Genomic DNA, 24,943 nt, shown 5'->3' with positions numbered 1-24,943 from the left:
CCTAGACCCAGATCGCACTGGTTTTCCAAGAACCAGCGGTAAGAAGGTCTATAGGCCGAGGCCGTGAACGATTTTCGCCAGTCGTCTTATCCCCGGTTCTATGGCCGCTGCGTCGATTGCGGCAAACCCGAGTCTGAAAAAATTCCGGTGAGTAGACGGATCGTCAAAGAACACGTCACCGCGTTCGATGACGACTCCTTCCCTCAGGCACGCCGCTTGAAGTTCGATGCAATCCAATTCCTGCGGCCCCCTAATCCACACGCTGACTCCTCCGGGTGGAGCCGACACGTCCCAGGGGAGGTACTTTTCAAGTGCTTCGACAAGCAAGCGCCATTTCCGCTGGAGTTGCGTGCGCCGCCGCGAAATTGTTCGATGGTACTGCCCAGAGTCAATCAGCATCGCCATGGCGCGCTGGGGATGCCCGGCGATATGGCGGATGCGGTATCGCCGTTGGCTTCTCAACTCAGCAATGATCACGGGGTCACCAACTATGTACCCCATGCGAAGCCCCGGAGCGAGAAACTTGGTGAAGGATCCCAGATAAACGACGTGCGCCGAATTAGGTAGAGCTTTCAACGCCGGAGTGGGTTTTCCCCGATACCGAAACTCGCTGTCGTAGTCGTCCTCGATTACCAAGGTTCCGCTTGCAAGTGTCGCATCCAAAATAGTTCTGCGGCGACTAACGCTGAGTGTCACATTCGTTGGACTGTGGTGGCTTGGGGTCAAGTAGAGTGCGTCCAAACCAGCAAATGACTCTGGCGGGATCAGCCCATGTTCATCTACGGCCAGAGGGCGCAGTTCAGCTCCAGTACGCGCGAAAGTATGACGAGCGTCCACGTAGCCAGGATCCTCCACGGCAACTGTTGAGCGGCTATCCATGATCGTCTGGGCCAGAAGATCTAGTCCTTGTTGCGAACCCGCGGTTATAAGTACGTTCTTGGGCTCGGCAACAATCCCGCGGGACGGTAGCACTCTGCGGCACAGAACATCAATCAGGTAAGGGTCATCCTCATCGACAGAGTCGCGTAAGGAGTAATGCAAGTGTGGTGGATCCAGCGCTTCCCGCAATGCCCGAGCCCACGCCAAACGCGGGAAATCGCGTTCGTCAACCTGCCCGGCGACAAACGGATAGCGGTGTTCTCGCCAATTGCTTACCTTGGTGATTTCGGGCCTGTCTGCGCCTACGCGCGGACGAATATGCTGACTCCAGTCGATGGCCGTGGGGCCAACAACCGCGTTGTGGGGCAAAGGCGCAGAGGCGTCTAAGATCTGAGCATTGATGAAATAGCCGCGTCGAGCGTGGGATTCTATGATTCCAGAGGCCAGCAACTCCTGGAAGGCCGCATTTACTGTGTTTCGTGACAACCCGAGCTCGCGTGAAAGCTCCCTGGAAGAAGGCAGAGGAGCGTCTGGAGCAAAGCCGCCCACGCGGATCTGATGCTCTAGAGCTCGACGCAACTGCCGGTAAAGCGGCTCTCCGACCTCGGAACTGATCGAGATTGGGGCAAGAATCTGCTCATACACTTCAGGAGCAGGTTTCTGAGAGTTATTCGTCATGTCAGCGTCACTCAGAGCTGGATTGAGTGCGTGGAATTTCTGCTCAGGTGGTACCGGGGAACTACCACCATGGGCACAGGAAGAGCCCGGAGCATTTTGTTGGCGGTTGTTCCCATGAAAATCGTGCTCCGCTCGGCCAGACGGCTGGAACCGATGAGAACAATTTCGGATTCGTCCCATTCCAACTGCTCAATAGCCGCCTCAATCGTCTTTCCCTGAGCCACTTCGGCAGTTACGAGAGTTCGATGGGCTACGGCCGCCACGGCCTGATTGAGCATTCGTGTGGCATGCGCCTGCGCTCGTTGTTGCAAATTGCCAACTTTACGCGCGGCGCTGAGATCCAAGGCAACCAACGACACGAGACGCAACGGAACATGGCGTAATGCTGCGGCTTCAACGGCTACGTCTAAGACGGCATCAGATCCGGAACGCAGTCCCACACCGCAGGTAAAACGTGTGAGGTGACGCGGCGGAAGATACCCTGTTGGTGCCAAAGCCACCGGAACCGGTGATGAATGCAGAAGGGCATTGGCAACACTTCCGACAGTAAAACGCCGCAGTGGGCCATGACTCGCTGCGCCAATAACGACCAGGTCAGCGTTAAAACTGGAAACACTCTCCAACAGCCCTTGAGCCATCGAGTCTGCGAAACGGACCCGGGCCTGAGCGTTTATCGACGAAGGTACCAGGTCCAAGGACCTCTTCATCCATGTTTGCGCAGTTTCAAGCTGGTACTGCTGAAACACCTTCTCGCTCTGGGTAGACGCATCTTCCGGGGAGACACCGTGAATGATGTGCACAAGTTCCAGCTCCACCTGATCAAGCTCAGCCAGGGAACGGGCCAAGGTCAAAGCCAGCGAAATCGCGGCTCGTCCCCGTTCATCATCGGTACAACCGATTACATACTTCAAGCTTCACTTCCTTCTAACGAGATATCTGACGGTGCTAGGTCACTTGATTTGCGCATGATGATGGAGGAAGGCGTAAACCTCTGTTTCGTCAACACCGGGGAATGCGCCCTGCGGCATCGCTGCCAAAAGATGAGTCTGAGCTCGGGCGCTTGGCCATGCCTGCCCTGCCCACTCTTGTTGCAGATCGTGAGGGGGCCTACGACAACAGGAAGGGTCTGGGCAGGTTGAAGTTGATCGCTCAGTTGTATCGCGGCCGCGAAACCATTTGACATGGACATATGGAACCCCGATACTCAGCGAGAATCGGCCGCTGGTCGAACGCTCGGTACGCGCCGTGCACCAGAACGTTCCTGCAATCGTATCCGTGTATTGGTTAAATGCACTGAACTGGTCTGGAACGTTAAAGACTTCTCGGCTGGTCCAGTACCGGCACACCGACTGCCCTTCGATCGCGCCAATGTGATCCTGCGGAAAATTCACGCCGTCATTCTCATACGCCTTGTGAATGATGCCTGACTCGTGCACCTTCTGGAAATGCACCGGAATTCCCAGATGTTCTGTCGCAAGATTGGTGAAACGGTGAGCTGCCGTCTCGTAGGAAACAGCAAAAGCGTCCCGGATATCTTCCACTGCGATTTCGCGGGCTTCCTTTGCGCGTTGCAGAAAATCGACAGTAGCTTTTTCGGGCATCATCAGCGCTGCAGCAAAGTAATTGGTAGAAACTCGTTGTCTCAGAAATTCGGCGTAGTCCTTCGGCGTTTGATGCCCAAGTACCTGATGTCCGAAAGCCTGCAGAAGGACCGAACGTGTGCTGAACTCCGATCGAGACGACTGTGTCAAGTAAATGCGCTTGTTTTTCAGGTCGGTTACGGATCGTGTCGAGTGAGGGAGGTCAGACACATTGTGGAGTGTAAAGCCCAGGTGACTCGCGATATCGGTAATCTGATGTGTTGACAGCGGTCCCTCGGTTTGGCCGATTGCTTTCAGCAACGAGCTGGCTTCTTCCTCTAAGGACGGGAAGTAGTTGTTTCGTTGCCGCATCTCTTCACGAAGTTTGGTGTTCGCCCGCCGCGCCTCCTCCGGTGTCGCTGCTTGTTCATTAAGTCGTCGTTCCAGTTCTCGTTGCAGCCCCACCAAGGATTCCAGCACATCCATGGATAGCGTGCTGCTAACGCGGACCGTCGGCAGGCCCAACGATTGATATAAGGGCCCTCGCTGAGCCCGCTCCAGTTCGATTTCGAGTGCTGCCCTTCTGGAGGGCGGCTCAGTACCAAGAAGGTCATCGATACCGACTTCTAGGGCTCGGGCCAAAGTTCTGAGAAGTGAAAGCTTCGGTTCCCGTTTGCCGTTTTCAATGAGCGACAGCTGGCTGGGTGCTGTATCCACGAGTCCGGAAACATCATCGAGGGTGAAGCCCTTTTGCTTCCGAAGGTGCCGAATCCTTCGTCCAAGCGCGATGGAATCTAGCTCTGCGCGTTCGGAATCGTCTGATTCACCGGGAACCTGCCCGCTCCATGTGGTAGTCGTCACACGCACAGTCTAGGAAAGAACTGAGATACTTTCCAGCCTTTGGTAATTTCGTTGCCGTCCTTGAATACCTGTGGTGCGTACGCCGTCAAAGAATCCCTGAAATTACAAGATGACTCATGGCAGGAGCTCCAGGTCCTGGAAAACCGGAACACGCTTATAGTCTTCGCCTCGTGAGTCCTTTAGGACCGAGTCCGCATCGAGTAGGCCGGAAACCTAAGGTGCCGGAGATCTCTGCGTGTGCGCTTCTTTGTCGTTCACCGCCGGTACCCCGACTCAAACTACGACCCTTAGACTCGTACCATGAGCGAAAACGTCTCGTCATACACGCCCGGTTCAATCATTCCACTTGCCACCAGCACGAAGCGGTCGTGGGAGTTGGGGGACATGCGACAAATAGCCACTGGAACAGTCTCCCAGAAGGGACTACTAGTGCCATCATCGAATGACGAGACATCATGGTTTCTTTCGGTTCGGTCCGTAGAACGCGCTGGTATTTTTGAGACGTCAATGCTCCGACAGACTGTGACTATTATCGAAGGCGAGTTCCTCCAGCTAAAGGTTGAGGGAAAGAGTCAAGGCCTCGAATTATTTCGACCTCTTACTCTTGCCGATAGGTCATCAATCGAAGCCGCCCGCCCCATGGAACAACTGCTGATTCTTCATCTGGCGCATGACACATCCAAGGTAAGCGGTGTCGTCCGCCTGGTCGAACTGTCCAAAAACCGCGAGCAATATCTATTTGACGGGCAACTCGGCGTCCTCATCCAAGGACAGGCCATCGTGAATACCGCCGATAACGAGTCCCGCATGATGTTGCGTGACACGGTCATCGGTAGCGAGTCAGAAGGCGTTAGATTACACGGGCGGGGGACGCTCGCCGTCGTTTCTCTGGACCGAAACGGGTAAACAGCACCTCGCTACCCCTGCGAACCCGCACTCAGAGTTAAGCCCGCGCCTGGGAATAAGGGCCGTCTATGCTCGGAATTGCCCACCCATCCCACTGCATGGCCATGCATTCGCTATACCTCGGTTGTATAGCCGGGAGGCTTTTTGGAGTTCCGACACATTGCAAACTTCCGGGCGGCTTCTTGCGCGCAGTTCTGTACCACCACTGCAAGCGGTTCCCTCTTATCCACGAATCGCACCACGTTGCGCTTGCAAAAAACCCTGAAATCTATAATTTGACGATTCTTCTGGGTTGAATCCTCAAAAATCGCACGTTCTTCATGATCCACCTCATAGATAAGCGAAAAAAACTAGTTCTTCTCACGCCATCAATAATCGGAGATCTTTCCTTGGATAACCTCTAGCAACACTCTTGCCCCTGGGGAAAAGTAGTTGTCACGAGGAAGTCCACCGGCAAGATCCGGCAAGACCGGAGCATCACCGGTAGAGGACGACAGCTGACGAAGGAGCAGGACATGACCGATCAGAACACCACCGAGAACCGGATTGCAACCCTTGAGAATGACTGGGCAAACAACCCGCGCTGGGCGGGGACCACCCGTGATTACTCGGCAGCCGAGGTCGTCAAGCTCCAGGGCCGAGTCCAAGAGGAGCATACACTGGCCAAACGCGGTTCGGAAAAGCTGTGGAAGCAGCTGACTGAAGAAACCCCGACCGGCGGCTACACGAACGCACTGGGCGCCCTGACCGGCAACCAGGCGGTCCAGCAGGTCAAGGCCGGCCTGCGTGCCATCTACCTTTCCGGCTGGCAGGTCGCCGCGGATGCCAACCTTTCGGGCCACACCTACCCGGACCAATCGCTGTACCCAGCCAACTCGGTGCCGCAGGTTGTGCGTCGCATCAACAATGCCCTGTTGCGCGCCGACCAGATCGAATTTTCCGAAGACATCAAGACCGTCGAGGACTGGCTGGTTCCGATCGTCGCCGACGCCGAAGCCGGCTTCGGAGGGCCGCTGAACGCCTACGAACTGATGAAGTCGATGATTACGGCTGGCGCCTCAGGCGTGCACTGGGAAGACCAGCTGGCCAGCGAGAAGAAGTGCGGCCACCTGGGCGGCAAGGTCCTGATCCCCACCCAGCAGCACATCCGCACCCTGAACGCCGCCCGCCTGGCAGCGGACGTCGCCGGCACCCCGAGCGTGGTCATCGCCCGTACCGATGCAGAGGCCGCCACCCTGATCACCTCGGACGTGGATGAACGCGATCAGCAGTTCATTACCGGCGAACGCACCGCGGAAGGCTTCTACAAGGTGCAGAATGGCATCGAGCCGTGCATCGCCCGGGCCAAGGCCTACGCGCCCTACTCGGACCTGATCTGGATGGAAACCGGCACCCCCGACCTGGAAGTGGCCCGTCGGTTCGCCGAAGCTGTCAAGTCCGAGTTCCCGGATCAGATGCTGGCCTACAACTGCTCACCGTCGTTCAACTGGAAGAAGCACCTGGACGACGCGACCATCGCCAAGTTCCAGCGCGAGCTGGGCGCCATGGGCTTCAGCTTCCAGTTCATCACCCTGGCCGGCTTCCACGCCCTGAACTACTCGATGTTCGACCTGGCCCACGGCTACGCCCGGGACGGCATGAAGTCCTACGTCGACCTGCAGGAGCGCGAGTTCGCCGCCGAGGACCGCGGTTACACCGCCACCCGGCACCAGCGTGAGGTCGGCACCGGCTACTTCGATGACATCTCGACCACCCTGAACCCGAACGCTTCGACCCTGGCCCTGGTGGGATCCACCGAAGAAGGCCAATTCCACTAAACCGGCTCACTTTTCGAGCCTTGGTGGGGTCTGAAACGCCCCGGCAGCCGACAAACTCAACACCAGTCGTCAGCGGTTGCCGGGGCCCACGGGCCCCACCAGCCATTAAGTCTTTAAGGATATGCAGCCATGAACTCCCCAATCACTTTGAACACCGTGTCCATCACCGCTTCCCCGGTGCGCTACCAGGAACAGATCCTGACCGCCGACGCACTGGATTTCATCGCCAAGCTGCACCAGGCATTCGAATCCCGCCGGGTGGAACTGATGCAGCGCCGCCAGCTGAACCGGGCCCGCATCGCCAACGGCCACGACCCGAAGTTCCTGGATTCCACCCGCCATATCCGCGAAGACAACAGCTGGCAAGTCGCCCCGGCCGCGCCGGGCCTGGAGGACCGCCGCGTGGAGATCGCCGGCCCCATCGACCGCAAGTCCACCATCAGGGCACTGAACTCCGGTGCCAAGGTGTGGATGGCCGACATGGAGGACCAGTGCTCCCCCACCTGGGCGAACGTCATCAAGAACCAGGTGAACCTGCGCCGGGTGCTGGACGGGACCATTGACTACACCACCGTGGAGGGCACCGTGCTCACCCCGCACAGCACCGAGCTGCGCGAGCTGCCCACCATCGTGGTTCGCCCCCGTGGGCTGCACCTGCCGGAGAAGAACATGCTCATCGACGGCAAGCCGATCGCTGGCGCGTTCGTGGACTTCGGACTGCACTTCTTCCACAACGCCCAGCGCCTGATCGCCGCCGGGCGCGGCCCGTACTTCTCCCTGCCGAAGCTGGAGAACCACGCCGAGGCGCGGCTGTGGAACGACGTGTTCATCCTGGCCCAGGACCTGCTGGGCATCGAGCAGGGCACCATCCGCGCCACCGTGCTGATCGAGACGATCACCGCCGCGTTTGAGATGGAGGAGATCCTCTACGAGCTGCGCGACCACTCGGCCGGCCTGGTGGCCGGACGCTGGGACTACATCTTCTCGATCATCAAGAACTTCCGTTCCCGCGGCGCCCGGTTCGTGATGCCCGACCGCGACTCGGTGACCATGACCAGCCCGTTCATGCGGGCCTACACCGAACAGCTGGTGCGCGCCTGCCACCGCCGCGGGGCGCTGGCGATTGGCGGGATGAGCGCGTTCGTGCCCAACCGCAAGGATCCGCGCATCAACGAGCAGGGCTTCGCCGAGGTCAACGCGGACAAGTCCCGTGAGGCGGCCGAGGGCTTTGACGGCTCCTGGGTGGCGCACCCGGACCTGGTGCCGGTGGCGATGAAGGCCTACGACAACGTGCTGGGCGAGAATCCGAACCAGGTCTCCAGGCTGCGTGAGGATGTGCAGCCCTCGGCCTCCGAGCTGCTGAACGTTTCCGGGCTGGGTGGGCGCATCACCGAAACCGGGATCCGGGACAATGTGGAGATCGGCATCCGCTACATCGAGTCCTGGCTGCGCGGCAACGGCGCGGTGACCATCCGCAACCTGGTGGAGGACGCCTCCACCGCGGAGATCTCCCGTTCCCAGCTGTGGCAATGGATCCACCAGTCGGCGATCACCGACGAGGGCGAAGTGGTCACCCGGCATTGGGTGAGCGAACTGGCCGAGGAAACCATGGAGAAGATTGAGCGTTTCGAAGGTGACCGCTTTGAGGAGGCCATGGAGATCTTCGAGGCCTGCTCGCTGCGCGATGACTTCCCGACGTTCCTGACCTCCAACGCCTACCTGCGCTACCTGGACAAGCCGGCCCGCCAGTACGCGATGGCCAGCTAATCCCGCAAGGACCTGCGGCACCCGCCAGCGTTCCACCAGGTTTCGGCCCCCAAGTTCCCGGTTCCGGCACTGTTGCCCGAACCGGGGGCGAGGCGGGCCGGGGCCCCAGGAATCCGCGGCGGGTGCCGCTGTGCTGTGCCCGGGCGCTGCAGCTGTGCGCCGGGACCGGGGGCGGAGGGACCGGTGGCGGCCAGCGCCTATGCTGGAGGCATGGCAGCAGAATGGGACCGGCAAGGGCAGGGATGGACCGCTGACGTGCTCGGCGAGGACTTTGAGTGCCGGGTGCTGCCGTTGCCCGACGCTGAGCAGGCCACCCTCATCCGGCACCGTCCGGCCCGCTGGCGCCGCGCCGTGGGCGGGGTGCTGCGCGGGCACTCGGTGCTCTACCTGCACGGCTGGTCCGACTACTTCTTCCAGCGCGAGCTGGCCGAGTTCTTCAGCGCCGCCGGGGCGGACTTCTACGCGGTGGACCTGCGCAACTACGGGCGCAACCTCACCGCGCAAAGCACACCGGGGTACATCACGGACCTGCAGGAGTATTTCGCCGAACTGGATGCCGCCCACCGGATCATGAGCGCCGAGCACCCGCAGAACCGGGTGGTGCTGCTGGGGCATTCCACCGGCGGGCTGACCGCGTCCCTGTACGCGGCGCAGAACCCGCAAAAGGTGGATGCGCTGGTGCTCAACAGCCCCTGGCTGGAATTCCAGGCCACCGAGTTCGGGCGCACCGCAATCTCCGCGCTGTTCGCCGCCGGCTCGCGGCTGAACCCGCTGCGGGAACTGCCGCGGGTGGACCCCGGGTTCTATACCCGCAGCGTCTCCAGCGCCTACGACGGGGAATGGGACTACAACCTGCAGTGGCGTCCCCCGCAGGGCTTTCGGATCACCACCGGGTTCGTCAACGCCGTGTTCCGCGCCCAGGCCACCGTGGCCAAGGGCCTGGAGCTGCAGCAGCCGGTGCTGGTGCTGCTCTCCGCCCGCGACTACCTGCTGCCGCGCTGGACCCCGGACGCCACCCGCGCGGATGTGGCCCTGAACGTTCAGGTGGTGGCCCGGCGCAGCGTGGACCTGGGCGCCAACCTGTCCCTGCTGCGCCTGGACGGGGCGCTGCACGACATCTTCCTCTCCGTGCCCCAGGTGCGCCAGCGCGCCTACCTGGCCGTTGGCTCCTGGCTGGATGCCCAGCGCCACCGGATGGCCGGGTCCCGGCTGCAGGCGCTGGCCCGCAGGGTCACCGAGGACACCGCCGCCCGGCGCAGCGCCGCGGCCACGCCAGCGGATGGGGCCGGGCAGCAGCCGGTCGCAAGGTAGCGCTCGGCTGCGGCTAGGTGCGCAGGGCTCGCTGCCGCCGCTCATGGTTCAGCCCCAGGGTGGCCCACAGCAGCATCGCCGCGGCCGCGATCCACAGCACCGCCAGCCCGAACGCCAGGTAGCTGATCGCCCCCAGAAGCGAGCCCAGGGTGATCATCGCCCACAGCACCGCGTAGGGCGCCCACATCCCCCGGTTCCCGCCGCTGAGCGCCGCCGCCAGCTGCTGGCCGAGCTTGACCAGCGTGCCGGTCATGTAGGTCAGCCCCATCGACACCTCCCCGGAGCGGGTGTAGCTCACGTTCACCGCCCCCATCGCACTGGCCAGCACGCAGGCGGTGAGCACCTGCCCGCGCTCGCCGAGCAGCGCCGCTACCACCAGCAGGGCCCCGGAAATGTACATCACGATCGGCCGGCGGTGCACCCGGGCCCGGGCGCCGACCAGCGTGGCCAGGATGACCCCGAGCACGAAGCAGGAGACAAACGCCATCGCCAGCCACCACCCGGTCACATCCCCGCCGGCCAGCGCCGCCGAGGAGCGGGTGGAGTTGCCGGACATGAACGACAGGAAGTACCCGGAGTAGTGGATGAACCCTACCCCGTCCACGAATCCGGCGATCGCCGTGATCGCGCCGGCGAAGAACACTCCCCGCCACGACAGGTTTCTGGCCACCACTTCCCCCTTTACCCAGGCCCCGGCGCGTGCCTGCGGTCAACCTCATATTGACTTGCGCCACATCAGTACCCAAAAGGGCGCGGCAGCGCGTATGATTTTCACGGTTCGACGTCCACCGCCGCGCAGGTGCCGGCGCAAGGCCGGCAGAGCGGTGCGCGGTAGGCGCGTCACCGACTCCAATCTAGCCAACCAGGAACCGAGTTCGCACCGTGAGTGAAACCCAGCAGGCCCTCGCCCGGGGCCTGAATGCCCGACACATCCGCTTCATGGCCCTGGGATCGGCCATCGGCACCGGGCTGTTCTACGGCTCCTCGGCCGCCATCCAGGCCGCCGGACCGGCGGTGCTCTTCGCGTACATGATCGGTGGCGCCGCGGTGTTCGTGGTGATGCGCGCCATGGGCGAGATGGCGGTCAAGCACCCGGTCTCCGGCTCCTTCGCGCACTACGCCGCGCGCTACCTGGGGCGTTTTTCCGGATTCGTCACCGGCTGGACATTCACCTTTGAGATGGCGATCGTGGCGATCGCCGACGTCACCGCGTTCGGCATCTACATGGGCTTCTGGTTTCCGCAGGTCCCGCGCTGGATCTGGGTGGCGGCGGTGGTGCTGCTGATCCTGGTGATCAACCTGATGAAGGTCAAGGTGTTCGGGGAAACCGAATTCTGGCTGGCGGTGATCAAGGTCAGCGCGATCGTGGCGATGATTGTGGCCGGCGCCGCGCTGATCGTCTTCGGGTTCCACGCCCCCGGGCAGGACACCGCCCCGGGCCTGGACACGCTGCTGGCCGCCGGCACCCTGTTCCCCAACGGCTTTACCGGCCTGCTGCTCTCCTTCGCCGTGGTGATGTTCGCCTTTGGCGGCATCGAGACCATCGGCATCACCGCCGGGGAGGCCGATGACCCGGCCCGGGCGGTGCCCGCCGCGATCAACACGGTGCCGTGGCGGATCCTGCTGTTCTACGTCGGTTCGCTGGCCGTGATCATGATGCTCTTCGACTGGCGCCAGATCGACGGGACCACCTCCCCGTTCGTGCAGATCTTCGACGCGCTGGGCATCCCGGCCGCCGCCCACGTACTGAACTTCGTGGTGATCACCGCGGCGATCTCCGCGATCAACGCGGACACCTTCGGCGCCGGGCGGATGCTCTACGCCCTGTCCCTGAAGGGCCTGGCCCCGCGCTCCTTCACCCGGGTCTCGGCCAACGGGGTGCCGTGGATGACCGTGCTGGTGATGGTGCTGGTGCTGGTGATCGGGGTGGTGCTCAACGTGTTGCTGCCCGAGCAGCTGTTCCTGATGATCGCCTCGCTGGCCACCTTCGCCACCGTCTGGGTGTGGGTGATGATCCTGGCCTCCTACCTGTCGATGCGCCGTGAAATGGGACGCACCGGCGGCAAGCGCAACGCGTTCGAGGTGCCCGGCGGCAGCCTGAGCGCCTGGGCGGCGCTGGCATTCATGGGCTTTGTGGTGGTGCTGCTGGCGTTGAGCGCCGAAACCCGGGTCGCACTCTACGTGGGCGCCGGCTGGCTGGTGCTGTTGGGCATCAGCTACAAGCTGCTGGTCAAGGCCCCGGCCGCGCAGGCGGTGGACGCCCCCTCGGGCAGCGGCCGGGAATAAGCCCGCCCGGCCCCGGGTTGGCACCGACATGAGTGAACAACGTCTTCGCGTGGACATCTGGTCCGACATCGCCTGCCCGTGGTGCTTCATCGGCAAGCGCCGCTTCGAGTCCGCGCTGCAGCAGCTGGACTTTGCCGACCAGGTCGACGTGCACTGGCACGCCTTCCAGCTGGACCCGAGCCTGCCCGAGCATTATGCGGGCACTGAACTTCAGTACCTCAGCGAGGTCAAGGGAATGCCGGCCGAGCAGGTGCAGGGCATGCTGGAGCACGTCACCGACCAGGCCGCCGGTGAGGGGCTGTCCTACGACTTTGAGAAACTGCGTCCGGCCAATTCGTTCAACGCGCTGCGGCTGCTTCAGTTCGCCAAGCAGCAGGGGCAGGGCTCGGCGATGAAGGAGGCGCTGCTCTCGGCGCACTTCGAGCGCGGCCTGGACACCGGCGACCGGGAAACCCTGGCCGACCTGGCCGCCGCAGTGGGCCTGGATCGTTCGCAGGCGCTGGACGTGCTGGAAACCGATGCCCACGCCGATGAGGTGCGAGCCGACATCGACCAGGCCCGCCAGCTGGGCATCAGCGGGGTGCCGTTCTTCGTGCTGGAGGGCAAGTACGGGATCTCCGGCGCGCAGCCGGCCGAGAACTTTGTCCAGGCGCTGCGTCAGGTGCGCGCCGAGCAGGGCTAGCGGCAGGAGACCGCCGGCAGCCCTGCCGTCCGGCTTCTCCTACTTCTTCGCCGCCGACGCGGCACACTGCAGGGGACCCGGCGTCTTGTCCAGGCGCCGGGTCTTGGTCATTTCGGCGAACTTCGCACCGATTTCAAAGTCCACCTGCGCCCCGCGCTTGTCCTTGTCGAACACGTACACGGCCCCATCCAAGTGCCGCTGCAGGGTCAGCGCCTGCGCATAGCCCTGCGGGCCGGAAACCACCGCGCCCACCGTGTCCGCGTAGTCGCTGACCGCGCTGGTGGTCAGCGCAATCTGAAAACCGCGCTGGGACAGCTTCTGTGCGGTGCTGCCGCCCAGGCCGTTCTGCCCGCCCGCGTTCAGCACCCGCACCTCGACCTCGTTCGGATCCAGGTAGGTGAAGTCACGCTGCGGGCAATCGGGGTCGGCAATCGGCTGTTGCTGGTCGGCGGCGGCCGGGGTCTGCCGCTGCCCGGGTAGCTGGATCTTCTGCGTGAACACCAGCAGCGCCACGACCAGCACGACGGCCACCAGTGCGCTGAGCGCGCCGAATACGACGTTCTGCCGCCGGCGGCGGCGCCGTTTGGCCTGGGCGTCGGACTGGAAGGACAGCTCATCCTCCCCCACGATCCGCTGCCCATGCCAGGTGTTCGCGTCCTGGGGTTCCTGCTCGCCGCTCATGGCCCACCTTTCCGGGCCCGCGCGCCGCGCTCCGTAGTGGCCGGCCTGGCCGGGGCGGCGTCGATGCCCTGTGTGACCTGTAGCTTACCGGCTACTCGTCCAGGTTCAACACCCTGGCGTGCATTATCGAACGGTGGTGCAAGGCGGTGCGCACGGCGCGGTGCAGCCCGTCCTCCAGATACAGGTTGCCCTGCCAGCGCACCACGTGCGGGAACAGATCCCCGAAGAACGTCGAGTCCTCGGCCAACAGGGCTTCCAGGTCCAGGGTCCGCTTTGTGGTGGTCAGCTCCTCCAGGCGCACCTGCTGCGGGGGAATCGCGCTCCAGTCCCGGGTGCTGCGCATCTGATGCTCTGGATAGGGGCGCTGCTCTCCTACTGCTTTAAAAATCACCCCTCCAGCATAGAAAACCACTGTCGGCCCAGACCCGCAACGCAACGGATGCGGCCAGCCGCCCCCGCGTGGGTTACCATGTCCCCGGCGGAGCGGCTCGTTGTCCTCTACACAGCGCCCCCGCGTGCCGTCGCCGGGCAGTATGCCCCAGTAATCACGCAGAAAACAAGGATTTCGACGCATTCATTAACCTGCCGGAACCGTGCGTAACCTACGCTGGTAACAATCGCCGCGGCGGGTGCAACATTGTGGGCATGAACAACGCAGTCACCGAGATCCCAGTGCTCGATATCTCCACCGCCCGCAACGCCGACGGCTCCTTCAGCCAGCAGTTCGTCCAGAAGCTGCGCGACGCGGCGCACCGCGTCGGCTTCTTCCAGATCGTCGGCTACGCCAAGACCGAGAACCAGGACCAGCAGCTGCTGGAAACCATCGCCGAGTTCTTCGCCAAGCCGGTGGAGCAGAAGCTGAAGCTGGATAACCGCAACAGCGCCCAGTTCCGCGGCTACACCCGGATGGGCACCGAGATCACCCGGGGACGGGCCGATGCGCGCGAACAGATCGACTACGGCCCACAGCGCCCTGCCCTCGACGCCGTTCCCGCGGACGCCCCCTACCTGAATCTGCAGGGCCCGAACCAGTTCCCCCAGGATTTCCCACAGCTGGAGGAACGCGCGATGGCGTGGGCCGAGCTGATGCACCAGACCGGACATGAGCTGCTTTCGGCGCTGGCCGTGGGCCTGGGGCTGGATGAGGACCACTTCGATGAGCCGTTTGCCAACACCCCGGCCTGGATGGGCAAGCTGGTGCACTACGTCTCCGGTGACGTGGTCCCGGACGCCGGCAACCAGGGCGTGGGGCTGCACGCCGACTACGGCTTCATCACCCTGCTGCTGCAGGACAGCGTGGGCGGGCTGCAGGTGCAGCCGTACGGGCAGGAAGAGTGGATTGAAGTGCCACCCACTCCCGGCGCGCTGGTGGTGAACCTGGGGGAGATGCTCGAGGTGGCAACGGACGGCTACCTGATGGCCACCATTCACCGGGTGATCGCCCCGCCGGCGGGCGTGGACCGCTACTCGGTGCCCTTCTTCTACTCCCCGCGTCTGGACGCGGTGATCGACAAGGTCCAGCTGCCAGCCGAACTGGCGGCCGAAGCCCGGGGTGTCTCCGATGATCCGCAGAACCCGATGCTGGCCTCCTACGGCGCCAATGTGCTCAAGGGTTGGCTGCGCGCCCACCCACAGACCGCGGCAATCCATTACCCAGAACTGGTGCAGAGCAAGGCCAGCGCTTAAGTTCGCAAGGCCGGGCGCAACGGACGCCGCGAGCGCGGGAGCCCTTACGGTGCTGTAAACAGCAGACGGTTGGCAGGAACCTGAAGCTCTTGCCAACCGTCTGCTGTTAACAGTGCGAGTGTTCATGACGTCAACTGGTCCCCCAATTACCAGTCAGGCCGTCATCTGAGAAGCACTCCCGGTATACACCGTGCCCCCATTCTTACCCGTGTGACTCAAACTACTGATAGGTTCATCTAAAGATTTCATCAATTCATCTGAATACGCCTGTCAGACCGCTAGTTTCTGTTCCGTAATCATTCGGTAGCCAACGCCGCGAACGGTCTCAATCCATTTTGGTTCGCGCGCCGAGTCACCCAGCTTGCGGCGCAGGTTTGCGATATGCACCTCGATGCTGCGTTGATCGGCGGAGGAAATGTAGCTGTCTCCGCCGTTCTCGTAGCCATTGAGATGGCGCACCATCTCCTGCTTGCTGCGCACACGCCCCGGATTCATCAGCAACATGTGCAGCAGCGAGAACTCCGTGGCGGTGACCGGAATGGAGGTTCCGTCAATCGTCACATCCCACGTGCTGGTGTTCAGAATCAGATCCCGGTGGCGCAATTCCTCGCCGCCGTCTGGATCGATTCCGTTCAGCAGCTGCCGCATTCGCTCGCGTTGCCGCATGATCGCGTTGATCCGGGCGCGAAGCTCCCGCATGCGTCCGGTTCCGGCCATGTATTGATCGGCCCCAGCCTCCAGCGCCAGCACGACTTCTATCTCGTCGTCGCTGGGCAACATCGCAATGATGTGCGCTTTGGTTATCGGGCGGATTCGCTGAATGGTTTCATTCATGTCGATATCCGGCAGCCCGGGGAAGACCAGGACAATGTCCGTTTCGGCCCTCTCAACCTGCTGCACCCCTAAGCGGCCCGAGTCCGCACGGTCAACAGAGAACCCGGCGTTATGCAGCACCAAATCAAAATCTGGTCCCGCCGCCGCGTCTCCACAAATAAGCACAACTCTGCGCTTCTCATTCACCATATCTATGCCCCAAACATCGATGAACGATCCAATTTTTCCCAAGTACAGCAGATACTACAGCAGAACATGCGGCTGACGGGGAAAGAGATGACGGGTAAAGAGCGCAGATTACCTGGGAAGCCGCAAATCCAATGCAATCCAGGAACAACGACGCCACACCCATAACCGTCGACGCGGCGGGCCTATCGATCAGATAGGACGCAGAATTCATTGCCCTCGGGGTCGGCCATGACCACCCATTCTTGAATGCCCTGACCAATGTCGATGGGACGGGCCCCAAGGATAATTAGACGCCGCACTTCCTCCTCCTGGGAAACACCATGCGGGGTGAGGTCCAGGTGCAGCCGGTTCTTGACGCCCTTGCCCTCGGGAACTCGAGCAAAGGTCAGGATCGGGGTCCCGGACCCCTCACCCGCACTCCTCATAAGCCCACCTTCACCACGTAGTGCGGGCGAACCTATGGACACGAATTCGGCGGTGCGTTCGATAACGGCAAAGCCCAGTGCGGCACACCAGAAATCCCCCAAGGCTTCGGGTTGATGACAGTCGATTCCGATCTCGGTGATCCAACTAGTCATTCTCGGCTCCCCTCAGGGATCAAGTCCGGCCTATAGGCAATAAAGTGTGTCTGAAAACCTGGTCCTGCCCCGGAAAGCCGGGACAGGATCAAGGTTCACATGGGTATTCAATCCATAAGTGTGAAGCTTACTGGACAATCCCATACTTGTATTATCTGCCATTCACCCATGAAAAAGAACGGCACGACATCCAAAGGAACCCAACGCTGGCGATGCAAGAACTGCAATTCGAGCACCACTTTCCAGCGAGCTGACACCACAGCTCGCAACCAACTCACTGGCTTCGTCGGTTGGCTCATGAGCAAGCTTTCTCAAGCCGAATTCGGCGGAGGCACTGGCCGGACTTTCCGCTACCAGACCGCTTGGTGCTGGAACGTCGAACCCTATTTACCGCGAACTGGTGAAGTTTTCAATGAAGTCCAAGTCGACGGTATCTATATCCGTCCAGGCTGGTGCCTGCTGATCGCTATCGCTAACGGAAGCGTTATCGGATGGCAGTGGTGCGACCGTGAAAAAGCCGTGGCATGGATCGCTTTGTTGGAGCATTTTCCCGAGCCGAAAGTCGTGCTGACTGATGGCGGATCAGGACTGATGAAAGCGTTGAAAAAGCTCTGGCCTAATGTGAAGATCCAACGCTGCTTGGTCCATATCCAGCGCAACGTTCGCACCTACCTGACGATGAATCCTCGGTTGCAGGCTGGTAAATCGCTGCGGCGTCTAAGCTTGAAACTCACGAAAATCCAGACGCAGGAAGCCGCGACAGAATGGATGGCCGCTTTCGCTGCCTGGCATGCAGAGAACCAGAACCTGATCAATGAGAAGACCTACGCTGCTGACTGGCCCGGTGCCAGACCGCAAGGTGTTCATGGCACCCGGAAGTGGTGGTACACCCATGAACGGCTACGAAGCGCCTACGAGTCCATGAGGAAAGCAATGCAGCGCGGTCACTTGTTCACGTACTTGAACAAGGACCTAAAAGGTCTGGGGATCAACGCGACGACGAACATGATTGAAGGCGCGGTGAACTCCGGGATCCGAGCCATGATCTTTCATCATCGCGGGATGCCGGTCGAGCATCGAAGACGAGCATGCGAGTGGTTCTGCTGGACGCACACCGATGAGGCGAATCGCCCTGCGTTGGGAGAGCTTTTACGGCCGGAGCACTTCTCTCCAGAAGCAAAGAAGGCAGCTGAGCAAGTGTCAGATGACGAGCCAATCGGCCCGGAGCTTTATGGCACCGGCGCTAGTACCGAAGATGGACAGTTCATCAGAAGAGGCTGGATTCGAAACAGCTACTAGTCACTGGTCTTGAAGGTGTCTGGCCTTGGAACACGCCCGGGCCAGACACACTTTATTGCCTATAGCCCTCAAGTCCGCAGGATCCCAGGGCTTAAATGATAATGTCCCGGTGAACCGAAGTTACGGTCCACCGGGACATCCATCTGGCGGAGGATGGGGGATTTGAACCCCCGAGGGCGTGAACCCAACACGCGTTCCAGGCGTGCGCCATAGGCCGCTAGGCGAATCCTCCATAGCGCTCTGTAGAGCAGGCTCCAGCATATCGAAATTTTTCCTGATTCACGAATCGGGTTCCGGGCCAGCCTCAAAAGTATCCCAGTCGCTCAAGATCCCCGGAAGTTCGGGGATTCCGGACGCTTATCCCCATCGCGCAGACCGCGAGATCAAAGTGTCGGGGTGCCACGAGACAATGAATACATGGGAAAAAGAGATGTATTTCATAACGACGGTGATCCTCACCGTTTGCACATCCTCCCATCTGCTCATCGTGAGTTTTGTGGATCAGATGGAGACTGGTCCGCGCAGGTGGAACGGGAAGTTGTCTTCAGCTCGTTGGCAGATAACGTCACCACACTGTCGGCGCTCGGTGTTGCCACCACTGCAAAGCAGGCCCTGACCCAGCTTGAGCAAATCGCCAGAATTCGCTCACAACTGGATAGCGCGGAAGCGCTCCTGCTGGCTGATGCCTTGGAACTGGCCAATCGGGAGGCGGAACAGAACGCCGAGCAACAGGTCCTCTTCCAGGACGCACTCCAGGAACGCAGCGCTGAGTACTACGGAGTCGACCCTCGAAACCCGGACATCATCCGCTCTTCGCTGGTCAGTGAAGTTTCCATCGCCATGCGCGAACCCGAGCGGGTAGTGCGAGGCAAACTGATCACCGCAGAAGGCCTGCGCCATTTGTGCCCAAGGACGCTCAGCGAGCTCAGCCAAGGAAGCATCACCACCAAGAGCGCGGTGGAAATCGTGAAAAACTCGCAGGATCTTGAACCGGAGGAAGCCCACCATCTGGAAGAGGTGCTGCTGCCCATTGCCCGCACCAGCCCCGACCACACCGTCAAGAAACAGGCGCAGAAGATGCGCGGACGCCTTCATCCACAAAGCCCGGAGGAACGCCACAAGGTGAAGCAGGCCGAACGCGGCGTCATTTGCTGGAACGAAGATGGCGGGATGGCCAAGATTCTGATCACCCTGGAAGCCCAGGACGCACTCGCGATCATGAATACGCTGAACTGGCACATCGCGGGACACCGCGACCCGGACGACGATCGCGGCGACGCGCAGATTCGCGCGGACATCTTCCGGGATGTGTTGTTGGATGGCTGGCCGGAGCGCAAGGGAGCCGACGTCAAGGCTCGTATTGCAATCACCATCCCGGCCCTGGAGATGCTTGCAAACCCACAACGGACGGTAGCGGAACTAGAAGGCTACGGGCCGGTCCCACTGGGAGTGGCGCTGCAGCTGGCCAAGAACGCGCCTTCGTTGATTCCGGTGCTAACCGACCCCTGGACCGGAGCGGTAATCGACATTGGTCGAGCCCGCTACCGGCCACCCAACGTGCTAAGGGAATTCCTTCGCTGGCGGGACGAGCACTGTTGCTTCCCCGGATGTCGTCGGTTGCCCGATGCCAGCGAAATCGACCACATCGATGACTGGGCGAAGGGCGGCGGAACGACACGGCGGAACACGAGACTGCTGTGCAAGCGGCACCAGATGTTCAAGCATGCGCTCGGGTGGCAATCCACATACCGCCCGGATGGCTCGGTTGAATGGCGCACCCCCAACGGGATGATTCAAACTCACCTGCCGGGCAGCATCCGCAGCGCCCAATCGTTCGAACCCGAGATGGCGACAAATCCCATGTTGCCCACAGTCGAGGTGAACGATGAAGTGCTCCGGGTTCTGGGCTGGCGTGACCCTCCCCAACAGAATGCCGGGTAAGCGGCAAGGATCTTGACACCCTCGTTGAGAGCAAGGGCACGTCTCCTCGATTTCATCCACGGGCACGTCTCCGGTAGTATTTTCGGTGACCCCTCGTGTGGTGTCATCCTGTTGAACTCCCCCAGGACCGGAAGGTAGCAAGGGTAGATGGGCTCTGGCAGGTGCATGAGGGGTCTTTACTTTTCCACGATGCGTGAATGGAGTCTAGGTGGGCGCTGGTCGTTACGCCCCAAGTCCTTCGGGGCCGCTTCACCTTGGCAATTTACGCACTGCGATTCTGGCCTGGCTATTTGCCCGCTCAACCTCGCGGCAGTTCCTCTTGCGCATTGAAGACCTGGACCGTGTGCGTTCCGGCGCCGAAGAAATGCAACTCAAGGAATTGGCGGCGCTGGGCTTGGATTTTGATGGTCCCCTGGTCCGCCAGCACGAGCGGCTGGACACTTATCAGCAGATCATCGCGTCTCTGGCTGAACGCGGAATGGTTTACGAATGCTTCTGCTCACGCAAGGACATCGCCGAAGCGGCGTCCGCGCCGCACGCCGCACCCGGCGCCTACCCGGGCACCTGTCGAAATCTGACGGACGTGCAGCGGGCCGAGCGAGCCAAAGTTCGGCCTGCCGCTTTGCGGCTCCGCGCCGAAACCGCCTCCTTCACCGTCCATGACGAATTGGCTGGCGAATACCGCGGACTGGTCGACGACTTTGTGCTGTTACGCAACGACGGCGCACCGTCGTACAATCTCGCCGTGGTGGTTGATGACGGGCACTTCGGCATCGACTACGTCGTGCGCGGGGACGACCTGCTCTCTTCGGCGCCCCGGCAGGCCTATTTGGCGTCGCTGCTGTCACTGCCCGTCCCCGAATATGCCCATGTGCCGTTGGCGGTCAACGACAAGGGGCAACGGCTGGCCAAACGCGACGGGTCAGTGACCCTCGAAGACCTTTTCGAGAAAGGCATTGATGCCGACCAAGTGCGCGGGATCTTGCTAGAGTCATTGGGCCTGCCTACCAGCTCGCTCGACGCCGCGTTGCGGGCCTTTGACCCGGCCCGGCTGCCCCGGGAGCCTTGGGTGGTACGGCCAGATGAAATTGTTCACCAGCTGATGCCTGATGCATCGAAGAACAGATAGGGTATCGGTGTGAGTACAGCGCTTTACCGTAGATATCGTCCCGACACCTTCGCCGACGTTATCGGGCAAGAGCACGTGACCACCCCCCTGATGACTGCCCTGTCGAAGAACCGGGTCAATCACGCCTACCTCTTTTCCGGGCCCCGCGGCTGCGGCAAGACCACCAGCGCCCGCATCCTGGCACGCTGCCTGAACTGTGCCGAAGGCCCGACGCCGACCCCGTGCGGCAAATGCGACAGCTGCATTGAACTGGCCAGCGGCGGCCCGGGCTCCCTTGACGTCATCGAGATCGACGCGGCCAGCCACGGCGGCGTCGAAGACGCCCGCGACCTTCGCGAGCGTGCAACTTTTGCCCCGACCCGCGACCGGTACAAGGTCTTCATCATCGATGAGGCCCATATGGTTACCCCGGCAGGATTCAACGCCCTGCTGAAAATCGTTGAAGAGCCGCCGGCCCACATCAAGTTCATCTTCGCGACCACCGAACCGGACAAGGTCATCGGCACGATTCGCTCGCGTACCCACCACTACCCGTTCCGCCTGGTTCCTCCCGAGGCCCTGCTGCAGTACCTGCAGACCCTCTGCGAACGTGAGAACGTCCAGGTGGCCGAGGGCGTGCTGCCGCTGGTGATCCGCGCCGGCGGAGGATCGGTGCGTGACACCCTCTCCGTACTGGACCAGCTGATGGCCGGGGCCTCGGAGGCCGGGGTCGACTACGAAACCGCGGTCGCCCTGCTGGGCTACACGCACGCCACGTTGCTGGATGAGGTGTCCCTGGCGCTGCATGAGGCCGACGGGGCCAGCCTGTTCAACGCGATCGACCGGATCGTGCAGACCGGCCTGGATCCGCGCCGCTTCGTCGAGGACCTGTTGGAGCGTTTCCGTGACCTGATCATCGCCAAGGCGGTGCCTGAGGGGCTGGAAAAGATCCTGCGCGGCATGCCCGGCGACCAGTTGCAGAGCCTGGCCGATCAATCCACCCTGTTCGGACAGGCCGAGCTGAGCCGTTGGGCCGATGTAACCAACCAGGCCCTGACCGACATGACCGGGGCCACCTCACCGCGCCTGCACCTGGAGCTGCTGGCCGCGCGCTTGCTGCTGCCTTCGGCCGATGCCGGGGCCAGCGCCGTTGCCGCCCGCCTGGATCGGCTCGAACGCCATGCCATGACCGGCGGCGCGCTGCCCGAGCTGGCGCAGGATGGCTCCAGCGATGCACCGATGTCCAGCGCTCCCATGGCATCTCCGGAAAGCACCCGCCAGGGCGCCGCCGCAGTACGTGAGGCACTGGCGGCTGCCCGCGCCCGCAAGCAGGGAACAGCCCCCGCCGAGACTGCCTCCCCGCAATCCCAGGAGCCTGGAACCCCCGCCGCTCAGCAGCCCGAACAGGTTCCAGCCGACGCTCAGACCGCTCACTCACAGATTCCGGCTTCCGATCACCCGCAGCCGCAGGAGCCGAGCGCGCAGCAGATCCCGGATGCCGAAGACGGACCCTTGGATCCGGGCGGCTCACTCAACACCGGGGCCGACGCCGACTGGGGCGGCACCTGGGGTCCGATCAGTGATGCGCCGAGCAATCCGGTAACCACCCCGGTGGATCCTTCCCCGAGTGTCCCGGCCCAGCGTCCGGAAGGCGTCTCCCCGTTCAGCCTGGTTCCGGATCCGGCCAGCGGCGAGGACCTCTCCTTTGGCACCGGCGTGCCTATCGACGACGTGAAGCAGAACGCGGCCATGGCCGAATTCGCCAAGCGCGCGGCGGCGCAGCGCGAACAGTCCCAGCCGCAGGGCCCAGCCGCACGACAGCAAACTGCTCAGCAGCAGCCCGCCTCGCCACAACCCGCACAGGATTCCCCTGCCCATCCAGCCCAGTTCGAACAGCACCGGGGAACCGACGAGCAGGATCAGCACGCGGAACAGCAGCGCGCCGAAGTGCAGCGCCAGGCTGAGGAAAACGCGCGCCGCGAACAGGCCCAGCGCGAACAAGCCCAGCGCGAGCAGGCCGAACGCGAACAAGCCCAACGCGCCGAAGCGCAGCGTCAAGCCGAAGAAAACGCACGCCGAGAACAGGCCCGACGCGAACAAGCCCAACGCGCCGAAGCGCAGCGCCAGGCCGAAGAAAACGCACGCCGCGAACAGGCCCAACGCGAACAAGCCCAGCGCGAGCAGGCCCAGCGCGCCGAACAGCAGCGCCAGATGCAGCAGGAGCAGCAGCGGCCGCAGCAGCAGGCACCACATGGTCAGCCTTCCCCGCAGCGCCAACAGCCACAGCAGCAGTCTCAAGCGGCTGCCGCCTCAGGCGGGTCCGGCGGTGCAGTCCAGGCGTTCCAGCAGGCCTGGCCCACGATCCTGGAGCAGCTGCAGTCCCACTCGCGGGTTCTGCACTCGATGGTTGCGAACTATGCGAACATCGGAGGTTTCGACGGTCGCACCCTGACGCTGGCCTTCTCAAACTCCGGGCCGCTGGTGAACTTGCGCAACCGGCCGGACATGATGGGGCTGCTGACCAATACGGTCAGCCAGGTCATGCGGCAACAGGTCGAGGTGGTCCTCACCGAGGGAGGCTCGGGTCCCACCGGTGGTGGTTCCCCAAAAGGTGACCGCCGGCCCCAGCCGGCGTCCGCACCAGTAGCTGAACGTCAGTCGAACGCAGCGGCGGACGCCCCGGCGCCCACTCCCCACGCACCGCAGGCAGCATCGGTCGCCCAGCCCTCCCGGCAGGAACCTGCCGGGCAGCGCGCCGGTGCGGGCTCCGCACCGGCGGGGATCTCCGCCCCGTCCTACGACGAACCGCCCTACGATGAGGAACCGCCGTACGATCCGTACGAGGACTCCTACCCCCCAGAGGACAGCTACTACTCCCCCGAGCCGTCGCGCCCCCAGCCAGCCGCGCGCCCGGCCGCTGCCGGCGTACCAGCTACGCCTGACCGGCAGGACCCGTCCGGTCCCGTGGCCCCCTCCGGGCAGACGGTTGCCCCCGCACCCGCCACGACCAACGCGCCGTCGGCCCCCGGGGCCCCGCGTACCTTTGACGGGCCACCGGTGGCGCCCAAGCCGCGGATGACCGCCGGCATGAGTGCCCGGCAGGCCGAGCAGGGCGGGTCGGCCACACCTGCCGCGGCGGCCGGCGGCTACTCCCGGCCGGTCAGCGACGTTCCGCTGCGCCCGGGCAGCACCACCGATTCCTTCCCGGCACCTACCGGTCCGGTGGACGTGCCTTCCGAGCCGGCACCGCCGGCCCCGGGCAACGAGCCACAGCGTCGGCAACCGGAACCACCCCAGGCCCACCGCGAAGCCCCGATCCCGGCCAGGCCGGAGCCGGCCGGCCTGCCGCAGGCCCAACCGTCACAGCCATCGCAGCCGCACCAGCAGCGCCCACCCATGGACCAGGAATCGGCCCCCGTCGCCCCGGCTCCTGGCGCCGGGCATGCCTCGGCGGCGGACAATGCGTGGGGGCAGCCCGCAGCGCCGCGCGCACAGTCGGGCGCACCCGCAGCCCCCGCACCCGCGGCCCCCGCTGCTCCTGCAGCCCAGGGCGGCCAGCGGCTGAGCCGCTACCAGCAGCTGATGAACCAGGCGCGCAGCTCCTCGTCCCCGATGGATTCGGCCGCCGGTTCCTGGGGCCAGCCGCAGCGTTCGGCACCGCAGCGCCCCACACCGCAGCCGGAACCGGAGCCGGATGAGTTCGTGCCCAGCGATGATGACATCGCGGTGGAGGATTCGAACCTGATCGGGGTGCCGGCCATCGAACGGCTGCTGGGCGGCGTGGTGATCGAACAGCGCGACACCAACGGCAATCCGGTGGAACTTCGCCGCAGCCTCTAGCTGCGCCGCCCGCCACGGGT

General features: G+C 62.8%; 19 protein-coding genes, 1 tRNA gene and 1 other RNA gene. 12 read left to right on the top strand and 9 right to left on the bottom strand.

Annotation, left to right across the window (positions count from 1 at the left end; all coding sequences use genetic code 11):
• Window positions 1–48 precede the first annotated feature (48 nt).
• Genes pdxR through AC6I21_RS01495 form a run of 3 tightly spaced genes read right to left on the bottom strand, consistent with a single transcriptional unit; the run spans window position 49 to window position 3,998 of the window.
• Window positions 49–1,557, bottom strand: a complete 1,509-nt coding sequence (gene pdxR / locus AC6I21_RS01505; protein ID WP_138174413.1) for a MocR-like pyridoxine biosynthesis transcription factor PdxR — start codon at window positions 1,555–1,557, stop codon at window positions 49–51.
• Between the two features lie 11 nt (window positions 1,558–1,568).
• A complete protein-coding gene (locus AC6I21_RS01500; protein WP_138174415.1) occupies window positions 1,569–2,468 on the bottom strand; it encodes a universal stress protein in 900 nt (299 codons plus the stop codon).
• A 39-nt stretch (window positions 2,469–2,507) separates the two neighbouring features.
• Window positions 2,508–3,998: a helix-turn-helix domain-containing protein gene (locus AC6I21_RS01495; RefSeq protein WP_171021125.1), complete on the bottom strand. Its 1,491-nt coding sequence runs from the start codon at window positions 3,996–3,998 to the stop codon at window positions 2,508–2,510.
• Between the two features lie 300 nt (window positions 3,999–4,298).
• Here AC6I21_RS01495 and AC6I21_RS01490 point away from each other — a divergent pair, with 300 nt between their 5' ends.
• From AC6I21_RS01490 to AC6I21_RS01475, 4 genes are all read left to right on the top strand, one after another.
• Complete coding sequence (locus tag AC6I21_RS01490; protein WP_138174419.1) at window positions 4,299–4,904, top strand: HutD family protein; 606 nt, start codon at window positions 4,299–4,301, stop codon at window positions 4,902–4,904.
• 515 nt (window positions 4,905–5,419) lie between these two features.
• Entirely contained in the window at window positions 5,420–6,721 is a 1,302-nt protein-coding gene (gene aceA, locus AC6I21_RS01485; protein ID WP_138174421.1) for an isocitrate lyase, read from the top strand.
• Between the two features lie 129 nt (window positions 6,722–6,850).
• Window positions 6,851–8,488 carry a malate synthase A gene (aceB, locus tag AC6I21_RS01480; RefSeq protein WP_138174423.1) on the top strand — a complete coding sequence of 546 codons (1,638 nt, stop codon included), beginning with the start codon at window positions 6,851–6,853 and terminating at the stop codon, window positions 8,486–8,488.
• Window positions 8,489–8,698: 210 nt separating this feature from the next.
• The gene (locus AC6I21_RS01475; RefSeq protein ID WP_138174425.1) at window positions 8,699–9,799 is read left to right on the top strand and encodes an alpha/beta hydrolase; all 1,101 of its coding nucleotides are present in this window, start codon (window positions 8,699–8,701) and stop codon (window positions 9,797–9,799) included.
• 13 nt (window positions 9,800–9,812) lie between these two features.
• Here AC6I21_RS01475 and AC6I21_RS01470 read toward each other — a convergent pair whose 3' ends face one another.
• Complete coding sequence (locus tag AC6I21_RS01470) at window positions 9,813–10,469, bottom strand: YoaK family protein (RefSeq protein ID WP_138174427.1); 657 nt, start codon at window positions 10,467–10,469, stop codon at window positions 9,813–9,815.
• A gap of 269 nt (window positions 10,470–10,738) precedes the next feature.
• Between AC6I21_RS01470 and AC6I21_RS01465 the strand changes: the two genes are divergently transcribed.
• Window positions 10,739–12,085, top strand: coding sequence for an amino acid permease (locus AC6I21_RS01465; protein ID WP_138174737.1), 1,347 nt, complete (start codon window positions 10,739–10,741; stop codon window positions 12,083–12,085).
• 28 nt (window positions 12,086–12,113) lie between these two features.
• Window positions 12,114–12,767 carry a DsbA family oxidoreductase gene (locus tag AC6I21_RS01460; RefSeq protein ID WP_497762955.1) on the top strand — a complete coding sequence of 218 codons (654 nt, stop codon included), beginning with the start codon at window positions 12,114–12,116 and terminating at the stop codon, window positions 12,765–12,767.
• 39 nt (window positions 12,768–12,806) lie between these two features.
• Here the strand turns inward: AC6I21_RS01460 and AC6I21_RS01455 are convergent, their stop codons facing one another.
• A complete protein-coding gene (locus AC6I21_RS01455; RefSeq protein WP_497762954.1) occupies window positions 12,807–13,448 on the bottom strand; it encodes a LytR C-terminal domain-containing protein in 642 nt (213 codons plus the stop codon).
• A gap of 91 nt (window positions 13,449–13,539) precedes the next feature.
• Complete coding sequence (locus tag AC6I21_RS01450) at window positions 13,540–13,839, bottom strand: type II toxin-antitoxin system VapB family antitoxin (RefSeq protein ID WP_054821128.1); 300 nt, start codon at window positions 13,837–13,839, stop codon at window positions 13,540–13,542.
• 254 nt (window positions 13,840–14,093) lie between these two features.
• On the opposite strand from AC6I21_RS01450, the gene AC6I21_RS01445 reads away from it, so the two are divergent.
• Entirely contained in the window at window positions 14,094–15,134 is a 1,041-nt protein-coding gene (locus tag AC6I21_RS01445) for an isopenicillin N synthase family dioxygenase (RefSeq protein WP_497762953.1), read from the top strand.
• A gap of 270 nt (window positions 15,135–15,404) precedes the next feature.
• Here AC6I21_RS01445 and AC6I21_RS01440 read toward each other — a convergent pair whose 3' ends face one another.
• Together AC6I21_RS01440 and AC6I21_RS01435 are read right to left on the bottom strand one after the other, a co-directional pair.
• Window positions 15,405–16,199, bottom strand: coding sequence for a response regulator transcription factor (locus AC6I21_RS01440; RefSeq protein WP_138925534.1), 795 nt, complete (start codon window positions 16,197–16,199; stop codon window positions 15,405–15,407).
• 140 nt (window positions 16,200–16,339) lie between these two features.
• On the bottom strand, window positions 16,340–16,735 hold the full coding sequence (locus AC6I21_RS01435; protein WP_497762952.1) for a VOC family protein: 396 nt from the start codon (window positions 16,733–16,735) through the stop codon (window positions 16,340–16,342).
• 99 nt (window positions 16,736–16,834) lie between these two features.
• On the opposite strand from AC6I21_RS01435, the gene AC6I21_RS01430 reads away from it, so the two are divergent.
• Entirely contained in the window at window positions 16,835–18,034 is a 1,200-nt protein-coding gene (locus tag AC6I21_RS01430; protein ID WP_497762869.1) for an IS1249 family transposase, read from the top strand.
• A gap of 144 nt (window positions 18,035–18,178) precedes the next feature.
• On the opposite strand, the gene AC6I21_RS01425 is transcribed toward AC6I21_RS01430, so the two are convergent.
• Window positions 18,179–18,266 (bottom strand) — tRNA-Ser (locus AC6I21_RS01425).
• A 293-nt stretch (window positions 18,267–18,559) separates the two neighbouring features.
• On the opposite strand from AC6I21_RS01425, the gene AC6I21_RS01420 reads away from it, so the two are divergent.
• The 4 genes from AC6I21_RS01420 to AC6I21_RS01405 all read left to right on the top strand — a co-directional run bounded on the left by AC6I21_RS01420 (window position 18,560) and on the right by AC6I21_RS01405 (window position 24,923).
• Window positions 18,560–19,975 carry an HNH endonuclease gene (locus AC6I21_RS01420; RefSeq protein ID WP_497762951.1) on the top strand — a complete coding sequence of 472 codons (1,416 nt, stop codon included), beginning with the start codon at window positions 18,560–18,562 and terminating at the stop codon, window positions 19,973–19,975.
• Window positions 19,976–20,059: 84 nt separating this feature from the next.
• Window positions 20,060–20,156, top strand: an RNA gene (gene ffs, locus AC6I21_RS01415) — signal recognition particle sRNA small type.
• A 27-nt stretch (window positions 20,157–20,183) separates the two neighbouring features.
• Window positions 20,184–21,104, top strand: a complete 921-nt coding sequence (gene gluQRS / locus AC6I21_RS01410; protein WP_497762950.1) for a tRNA glutamyl-Q(34) synthetase GluQRS — start codon at window positions 20,184–20,186, stop codon at window positions 21,102–21,104.
• Between the two features lie 9 nt (window positions 21,105–21,113).
• Entirely contained in the window at window positions 21,114–24,923 is a 3,810-nt protein-coding gene (locus AC6I21_RS01405) for a DNA polymerase III subunit gamma and tau (protein WP_497762949.1), read from the top strand.
• The last annotated feature ends 20 nt before the right edge of the window (window positions 24,924–24,943 follow it).

The sequence above is a fragment of the Glutamicibacter sp. St.4D3 genome, from assembly GCF_059728615.1.
Note: the sequence above shows the minus strand (reverse complement) of the source record. Positions and strands in the feature narration are given on the sequence as shown.

Bases quoted from the DNA above. Each gene is read 5' to 3' on its own strand.
- AC6I21_RS01460 (WP_497762955.1), top strand. From the start codon at position 12,114: ATGAGTGAACAACGTCTTCGCGTGGACATCTGGTCCGACATCGCCTGC.
- aceB (WP_138174423.1), top strand. From the start codon at position 6,851: ATGAACTCCCCAATCACTTTGAACACCGTGTCCATCACCGCTTCCCCG.
- AC6I21_RS01490 (WP_138174419.1), top strand. From the start codon at position 4,299: ATGAGCGAAAACGTCTCGTCATACACGCCCGGTTCAATCATTCCACTT.
- AC6I21_RS01445 (WP_497762953.1), top strand. From the start codon at position 14,094: ATGAACAACGCAGTCACCGAGATCCCAGTGCTCGATATCTCCACCGCC.
- AC6I21_RS01465 (WP_138174737.1), top strand. From the start codon at position 10,739: ATGGCCCTGGGATCGGCCATCGGCACCGGGCTGTTCTACGGCTCCTCG.
- pdxR (WP_138174413.1), bottom strand. From the start codon at position 1,557: ATGACGAATAACTCTCAGAAACCTGCTCCTGAAGTGTATGAGCAGATT.
- aceA (WP_138174421.1), top strand. From the start codon at position 5,420: ATGACCGATCAGAACACCACCGAGAACCGGATTGCAACCCTTGAGAAT.
- AC6I21_RS01475 (WP_138174425.1), top strand. From the start codon at position 8,699: ATGGCAGCAGAATGGGACCGGCAAGGGCAGGGATGGACCGCTGACGTG.
- AC6I21_RS01430 (WP_497762869.1), top strand. From the start codon at position 16,835: ATGGGTATTCAATCCATAAGTGTGAAGCTTACTGGACAATCCCATACT.
- AC6I21_RS01435 (WP_497762952.1), bottom strand. From the start codon at position 16,735: ATGACTAGTTGGATCACCGAGATCGGAATCGACTGTCATCAACCCGAA.
- AC6I21_RS01455 (WP_497762954.1), bottom strand. From the start codon at position 13,448: ATGAGCGGCGAGCAGGAACCCCAGGACGCGAACACCTGGCATGGGCAG.